Annotated in this window: 6 protein-coding genes; 1 reads left to right on the forward strand and 5 read right to left on the reverse strand. The window is 58.0% G+C overall.

The window, feature by feature from the left end; all coding sequences use genetic code 11:
* Positions 1-49: 49 nt before the first annotated feature.
* The 5 genes from KDX30_RS25555 to KDX30_RS25575 form a co-directional block, all read right to left on the reverse strand.
* Positions 50-1219 carry a lactonase family protein gene (locus KDX30_RS25555; protein ID WP_027900532.1) on the reverse strand — a complete coding sequence of 390 codons (1170 nt, stop codon included), beginning with the start codon at positions 1217-1219 and terminating at the stop codon, positions 50-52.
* Between the two features lie 95 nt (positions 1220-1314).
* Complete coding sequence (locus KDX30_RS25560) at positions 1315-1605, reverse strand: DUF5629 family protein (RefSeq protein WP_122807781.1); 291 nt, start codon at positions 1603-1605, stop codon at positions 1315-1317.
* 69 nt (positions 1606-1674) lie between these two features.
* The gene (locus tag KDX30_RS25565) at positions 1675-3033 is read right to left on the reverse strand and encodes an MFS transporter (protein ID WP_231677829.1); all 1359 of its coding nucleotides are present in this window, start codon (positions 3031-3033) and stop codon (positions 1675-1677) included.
* 213 nt (positions 3034-3246) lie between these two features.
* Positions 3247-4239: an AraD1 family protein gene (gene araD1, locus KDX30_RS25570; RefSeq protein ID WP_231677830.1), complete on the reverse strand. Its 993-nt coding sequence runs from the start codon at positions 4237-4239 to the stop codon at positions 3247-3249.
* 183 nt (positions 4240-4422) lie between these two features.
* Positions 4423-5742, reverse strand: coding sequence for an MFS transporter (locus tag KDX30_RS25575; RefSeq protein ID WP_231677831.1), 1320 nt, complete (start codon positions 5740-5742; stop codon positions 4423-4425).
* A gap of 202 nt (positions 5743-5944) precedes the next feature.
* Here KDX30_RS25575 and KDX30_RS25580 point away from each other — a divergent pair, with 202 nt between their 5' ends.
* Positions 5945-7690 carry an IlvD/Edd family dehydratase gene (locus KDX30_RS25580; RefSeq protein WP_231677832.1) on the forward strand — a complete coding sequence of 582 codons (1746 nt, stop codon included), beginning with the start codon at positions 5945-5947 and terminating at the stop codon, positions 7688-7690.
* Positions 7691-7988: the final 298 nt, after the last annotated feature.

Raw genomic sequence — 7988 nt, forward strand, 5'->3', positions numbered from 1 at the left:
GATAGAACCCCAAGCCCGCATGAATAAAGGGCTTGGGGTTCTCACAGCATCACTTGCCGGTCAGGAATCGGAAGTCCGAGGGCGAATCGAAGTCGAGCTTTTGCACCGTGTCACCCAGCAAACCGGTTTTCGGATCGACTTTCACCGTGACGATCTGGTTGCTCTTCTGGTTGGCGATCAGCATGAAATGGCCGCTTGGATCGATGCGAAACTCACGCGGCTCTACACCTTCAACGGAACGACGCTGCACTTCCTTGAGCTGCCCTTTGGCGTCGATGGCAAACACCAGCACTTGATTGGCTTCGCCACGATTGGCAACGTAAAGAAATTTGCCGTCCGGCGAGGTGTGCAAACCACCGGCGCCGACTTTCTGCTGCGCATCCTTGTTCTTCAGGTCTACCAGTTGGGTCTGCTTGAACACACCGTCGTGATAATCAAAGACTGCAACCTGCGCGACCATTTCCAGGGTCAGCCAGGCGTGCTTGCCATCTTCACTGAACAGCAGATGACGCGGGCCGCTGCCAGCGGGCAATTGCACCGTTGGCGTTTTGGCCGGTTGCAAAGGCTTGGCGCGATTACCGTCGTAGCTGAACACCAGCATCTTGTCGGCACCGAGATCGCTGGTCACCACGTACTTGTCATCCGGCGTCGGGATCGCCGAGTGGACGTGGGAAGACGCCTGACGCTCAGGATTGACCTTGCTCGCGCCATGATCATTGCTGACCTGAACGACTTCGGACAGCTTGCCGTCCTTGCCCACCGGGATCACCGCCAACGCTCCACCCGGATCGGGTTGCACCGCATAGTTGGAGACGAACAGGAAGCGCTGGTCCGGGCTGAGGCTGGAATGCGTCGGCTCGTCACCCTGGCTCTTCACCTGATTGATCGGGGTGATCTGATGGGTCTTGGCATCAATCGCAAAACTGCTGACCTTGCCAACAACATCTTTCCCGCCGGGACCGTTCTCGTTGACCACGAACAGGTGGCGCTGATCTTTGGAAAGGGTCAGCCAGGACGGGTTGTCAGTCTTGACCACTTGCAGGGGTTTGGCATCGAGCTGGCCGGTCTGGCTGTTGAAGCGGTACCGGTAAATACCTTCGCTGGAAGCCTGGGTGTAAGAACCAATCAGTACATCGTATTCAGTCATGCTTTGCGCCTGTATGGGAAAAGCGCTCATTGCGCCGGCCAGTGCCAGCCAAGGCAGAAATGTACGAGTCATGGGCAGAGCCTTCTTTTTTCAGGTTGTTAGTGGGCGCCATCGACGCGCGAACAACGTTTAGGACAGGCTTGCCGCTGATTGGTTTTATCCGCAGGTCAGTCCTCTTGTACGTCTTCTTCGTCGTCTTTGGTCGGCGTGAACGCTTCGAGGCATTTCATGCGGTGTTCATTTGTACCGTCAGTGATCAGCCAGCACTGCTGAGCTTCATCAAAGGTCGCGGCGTTGACCTGCTCCATCGTGAAACGCCAGGTCTTGCGCTCGCGACCATCCATGCACTCGAGGGTCAGAAAGTCGCCCAGAAAGAAATCCCAGGCATGCAGCCCGTCAATTTCCAGCATCGTGGCGTCTTTCAGGGCTGCGCTCATCGTCGTCGGATTGGTGGTCATGGCAGTCTTCGTCTGTGTAAAAGCGCGAATGATAGGCCAAAACCACCGTGGACAGAACCACCGTCACGATCAGGCAGTCGCTTCAACTGCACCCGCCGAAGGTTTGTCATGGGTGGTTTCGCGCACGTAATAACGGTTCGGTATCCCCCAGATAATCAGCGCCATGGCCAACACGCAGACTGCGCATAGCACGTACAAAGCCGGCGTCGCCGCACCGGTCAGGTCCTTGACTCGTCCGACCATGAACGGCGCGATGATCCCGCCCAATTGACCGATGGAGTTGATCAGCGCAATACCTGCCGCTGCCGCGAGCCCGCTGAGAAAACGTGGCGGGATGGTCCAGAAAATCGGCATCCAGGCGATGATGCCGGTCATGATCATGGTCATACCGATCATCAAAGGCAGCAGTTGACCGGGGAAGACGGCACACACCAGATACCCCGCCGCCGTCAGTAATGCACAAGCTGCCATGTGCCAACGACGCTCACCGCGTCGGTCGGAGCTCGCACCAATCAGCAAATTGCCGACCACTGCGCCTACATAGGGAATCACCGTCAGCCAACCGATGGTCATGGTGTCGGCAACACCGGCGCTCTTGATCAACTGAGGCATCCAGAACAGTAAACCGGTCAGGGCCATGACCAGACACAGGTAAATCACCGACATCACGTAAGTGGTCGGGTGCTTCCAGATGTCCTTGAAGGTTTGCGGGGTCTGCGGCTGGACTTCACGCGCCATACGCGCCAGCACTACTTTTTTCTCGGCGTCGTTGAGCCACTTGGCGTCTTCGATGCGATCGCAGACGAACCAGAACACCACGATGCCAAGCAACACCGACGGCAGGCCTTCAAGCAAAAACAGCCAGCGCCAGCCAGGCATGCCCAGCACGCCGTCGAAATGGTTGAGAATCAGCCCGGCAATTGGCCCGCCGACGATACCGCACAGGCAGATCGAGCTTTTGAAATAGGAATTGACCCGCGCGCGACGGTTGCTCGGATACCACTGGGTAAAGAAATACAGCACGCCTGGTACGAAGCCCGCTTCCATGACCCCGATCAGAAAGCGCAGGGTGTAAAACCAGAACTCGGTCTGCACAAACATCATGCACGCCGAGGTGATGCCCCACGTGACCATGATCCGCGCGATCCATACCCGGGCGCCGATCTTGTGCAGGAGCATGTTGCTGGGGACTTCAAACAGAAAGTAACCGACGAAGAACAGGCTGGCCCCGAGGCCATAGACCGTCTCGCTGAAACCCAGATCGCTTTGCATCTGCAACTTGGCAAAGCTGATATTGACCCGGTCCAGATAGGCAAACAGAAAGCAGAGGATAAACAGCGGGATGATCCGCCAGTTCACCTTGCGATAGATCTTGTCCTCGAAAGCATCCGCATCGAACGCTTCCACTGGCGCAGTGTGGGTGGTCATGTGCGCACCTCCTTGTTGTTATTGGAGTGTCGGGTGTTGGTACTGACTTGAACTGAAACGCGATTTTTGTGGGAGCTGAGCTTGGTCTGGGCGGCATTCCGACGATAAGGGCACCGCAGATATCAGGTCAATCGCATCCAGCCTTATCGTCGGAATGCCGCCCAGACCAAGCTCAGCTCCCACAGGGTTAAATCGCATTCCTATGGATGATCATCACAATTGCCCGATCCCGCCCGGCAAAAATGCGGCTTCGGTCTTCTCAATCCCGTTCACCAGCGGCTTGCCGAACTCCGCCTGGCTGATCTGGAACTGATCCCCCGGCTGGGTGCGCACGCCATCGGCAAAGGAAAGTGTAGCGGTGCCGAAAAAGTGCACATGCACATCACCCGGACGCAGGAACTGGCTGTATTTGAAGTGGTGATACTCGAGGTTTTCCAGGCTGTGGCACATGTTGGCTTCGCCACTGAGGAATTCCTTCTCCCAGATCACTTCACCGTCGCGCAGCACCCGGCTGGTCCCGGCCAGGTTCTGCGGCAGCTCGCCAACCCGCAGTTCCGGGCCAAAGGAACAGGCACGCAATTTCGAGTGAGCGAGGTACAGGTAATTACGGCGCTCCATGATGTGATCGGAGTATTCGTTGCCGATGGCGAAACCCAGGCGATACGGTTTGCCGTCGTTGCCAACCACGTACAGGCCGCTGAGTTCGGGTTCTTCGCCGCCATCTTCGGCGAACGGCGGTAGCGCGAAGGCAGCGCCGGGGCGCACGACGATGCTGCCATCGCCTTTGTAGAACCATTCCGGCTGAACACCCGCCTGCCCGGCTTCAGGCTTGCCGCCCTCCACGCCCCATTTGAAGATGCGCATGGTGTCGGTCATCGACGCTTCGTCACCCGCTTGCTGGTGCATTTTGTCCCGTGCTGAAGCGCTGCCCAAGTGAGTCAGGCCGGTGCCGCTGACCAGCACATGGGAAGGATCAGGATGGTCCAGCGGCGGCAGAATGCGCAGGTCCTGCAACAGTTGCGCGTAATCATGGCTGTCGCCAAGGCCCTGTTTATCGACCTGCTGCGCCAGACCGATACCGGCGTCGATAGCGGATAACGCCAGATCACGCACGCTCTGCGCGCCCTGCACTTCACGGATCACATCGCCGTCCACCAGACCGACGCGACGCTGGCCATTGCTGAGTTCGAATTGCACTAGGTTCATATTCAATCTCCTTTTCATATTCATTGCAGGCGACGAATGCCCCTTGTGGGAGCAGAGCTTGCTCGCGATAAGGCTGTAAGCAATTCACTTTAGATCGCGTGGACCTTATCGCGAGCAAGCTCTGCTCCCACAAAAACTGTATTCCAATTCAAGCCAGTGGAAATTTATCCGGGCCATCTTGTGTCAGGCCTGGCGGCCGCGGGCGCTGGCGGCGAAATCGCTGGCGGGCAGCACATGTTTGCGCTCCAGCAAGTGATAAACCACGCCGGTCAAAACCAGTCCGAAGACCATCACGCCGGACAGGAAGTACAAGCCCGAAGCCAGATTGCCGGTGTATTCCTTCAGCGCGCCGATCACGAACGGACCGATGTAGCCACCCAGATTGCCCACCGAGTTGATCAGGGCTATCCCGGCCGCCGCGCTGGCGCCTGCAAAGAAACGGCCGGGCAAGGTCCAGAACACGGCAGTGCAGGAGAACAGCGCGAACGCCACCAGACACAGTGCCGCCAGTTGCGCGACAGGTAGAGTCAGCCAGGCGCTGAGGAAAAGACCAATCGCACCCAGTACGTAAAGCACTGCGAGGTGTCCGTAACGGTCATTCAGCCGGTCGGAACTGCGCGGGACGATCAGCAGGCCGATGATGCCGAAGATGTAAGGCACCGAGGACACGAAGCCGGTGACCAGATCCGTGCCGCCAAACTGTTTGATCAGCGTCGGCAGCCACAGGCCCAGACCATAAATGCTCAAGGTCACGGGCAGGTAAAACAGCGCCAACAGCAGAACGCGTTTGTCTTTCAGGGCGTGTAACGGATTGCCGTGACGCGTCTGACCGTACTCTTCCAGGTCCTTTTTCAGTTCGCCGGCAAGCCAGTTTTTTTCTGTCTCGTTCATCCACTTAACCTGCTGTGGACCATCTGGCAGCCAGCGCAGCACCGGCCAGGTCAGCAGGATGGCCGGGGTGCCGATGACGATAAACAGCCACTGCCAACCGTGCAGACCCAGCACGCCATCCAGGCCCAGCAAACCACCGGACACCGGGCCAGTAATCATCATCGCGATGGGTTGGGAAAGGATAAACAGGCCAAGGATCTTGCCGCGATGGCGAACCGGGAACCACTGCGTGATGTAGTACAGCACGCCCGGAAAGAAGCCCGCCTCGGCCGCACCCAGCAGAAAACGCATCACATAAAAGCTGTGCGGCCCCTGCACGAAGGCCATACCAATGGTAATCGCGCCCCAGGTGATCATGATCCGCGCGAACCAGCGACGAGCGCCGAAGCGTTCGAGCATCAGGTTGCTGGGGATTTCAAACAGGAAGTAGCCGATGAAAAACAGCCCTGCGCCCAGCCCGTAGGCCGCGTCGCCGATACCAATGTCCGCGCTCATGTGCAGCTTGGCAAAACCCACGGCAGAGCGGTCCACATAAGCGATCAGGTAAAGCAGGATCAGGAAGGGAATCAATTTCAGGGTGATGCGGCGAATAAGCCTGAGTTCCTGGCTCATGTGTGCGATCTCCAATTGTTCTTGTTATGGAGTGGAGATCGCCTCTGGCCTGAAGCATCTGCATGCAGCCGCCACGGTCGTCCCTCACTTGAAATCGACTATATAGTATTACTATTTAGCTAACAACTCTTCCAATGGCGCGAATTTGCGCTTAACTTAAGCAGCAGAAAAGCCATTAAGTCTTACAATAAGAGAGCTGATCATGTCTGATTCCGATAAAAACCCCCTGCGTTCTGCCCAATGGTTTGGTACTGCCGACAAGAACGGCTTCATGTACCGCAGTTGGATGAAGAATCAGGGCATCGCCGATCACCAGTTTCAGGGCAAGCCCATTATCGGTATCTGCAACACGTGGTCCGAACTCACCCCTTGCAACGCCCACTTCCGGCAAATCGCCGAGCACGTCAAACGCGGCGTGATTGAAGCAGGCGGCTGGCCGGTAGAGTTTCCGGTGTTCTCAAACGGCGAATCCAATCTGCGCCCCACGGCGATGTTTACCCGCAACCTGACCAGCATGGATGTCGAAGAAGCAATTCGCGGCAACCCCATTGATGGCGTGGTGCTGCTCACCGGTTGCGACAAAACCACCCCCGCCCTGCTGATGGGCGCGGCCAGTTGCGACGTGCCCGCCATCGTTGTCACCGGTGGCCCGATGCTCAACGGCAAACATAAAGGCAAGGACATCGGCTCCGGCACCGTGGTCTGGCAAATGCACGAGGCTTATAAAGGCGGACAAATCACTCTCGACGATTTCCTCGCGGCGGAAGGCGACATGTCCCGTTCGGCGGGCACCTGCAACACCATGGGCACCGCGTCGACCATGGCGTGCATGGCAGAAGCCTTGGGCACTTCCCTGCCCCACAACGCGGCGATTCCAGCCGTAGATTCCCGACGTTATGTGCTGGCGCACATGTCCGGGATGCGCGCGGTAGAGATGGTCAAAGAAGACCTGCGCCTGTCGAAGATTCTGACCAAGGCGGCGTTTGAAAACGCGATTCGGGTCAATGCGGCCATTGGTGGCTCTACCAACGCGGTGATCCACTTGAAAGCCATCGCCGGACGCATCGGTGTCGACCTGGAGCTGGACGACTGGACCCGCATGGGGCGCGGCATGCCGACCATCGTTGACCTGCAGCCTTCCGGACGCTTTCTGATGGAAGAGTTCTACTACGCCGGTGGCCTGCCCGCCGTGTTGCGGCGTATGGACGAGGCCAATCTGCTGCCCAATCCCGACGCGTTGACCGTTAATGGCAAATCCATCCGCGAGAATACTCAGAACGCGCCGATCTACGGCGAAGACGAAGTGATCCGCGCACTGGACAACCCGATCCGCGCTGACGGCGGTATCTGCGTGCTGCGCGGCAACCTCGCACCACTGGGTGCGGTGCTCAAGCCTTCGGCCGCGACCGCCTCATTGATGCAGCACCGCGGCCGCGCCGTAGTGTTCGAGAACTTCGACATGTACAAGGCACGGATCAATGATCCGGATCTGGACATCGACGCCAACTCGATCATGGTCATGAAAAACTGCGGGCCCAAGGGTTATCCGGGCATGGCCGAAGTCGGCAACATGGGCCTGCCTGCAAAATTGCTGGCCCAGGGTGTGACTGACATGGTGCGGATTTCCGATGCGCGCATGAGCGGCACGGCCTACGGCACAGTGGTTTTGCACGTAGCCCCTGAAGCCGCAGCCGGTGGCCCGTTGGCGGTGGTGCAGGAAGGTGACTGGATCGAACTCGATTGCACCAGAGGCCGTTTGCACCTGGATATTCCCGACGCCGAACTCGCCGCACGCCTGGCCGACTGGCAGCCCCCGCAACAACAGCAACTGTTGGTGGGCGGGTATCGCGAGCTTTATGTGAAGCATGTGCTGCAGGCCGACCAGGGTTGCGACTTTGATTTCCTGGTGGGTATGCGCGGGGCTGAGGTGCCAAGGCATTCTCACTGATAGATAGACAATCCCGTTGGAGCGAGGCTTGCCCGCGAAGAGCGATTACTCGGTAAACCTGATACACCGCAGCGACTGATTCGCGGACAAGCCCAGCTCCAACAGAAGAACGCAATCTAATGTGGGAGCAGAGCTTGCTCGCGATAAGGTACATGCGATCCAAGGTGATCCGCGTTCAGCCTTATCGCGAGCAAGCTCTGCTTGTATGGTTAGACTTGAAGGGGTGGTGGGACGAACAGTTCGCATCTGACTGCTGCAACAGTACAGACCGTGGGAGACCTCGCCCCACCCCTTCCAC

Origin of the sequence: Pseudomonas quasicaspiana (assembly GCF_021147825.1) — a bacterium.
In the GTDB taxonomy this organism is placed as follows: domain Bacteria; phylum Pseudomonadota; class Gammaproteobacteria; order Pseudomonadales; family Pseudomonadaceae; genus Aquipseudomonas; species Aquipseudomonas quasicaspiana.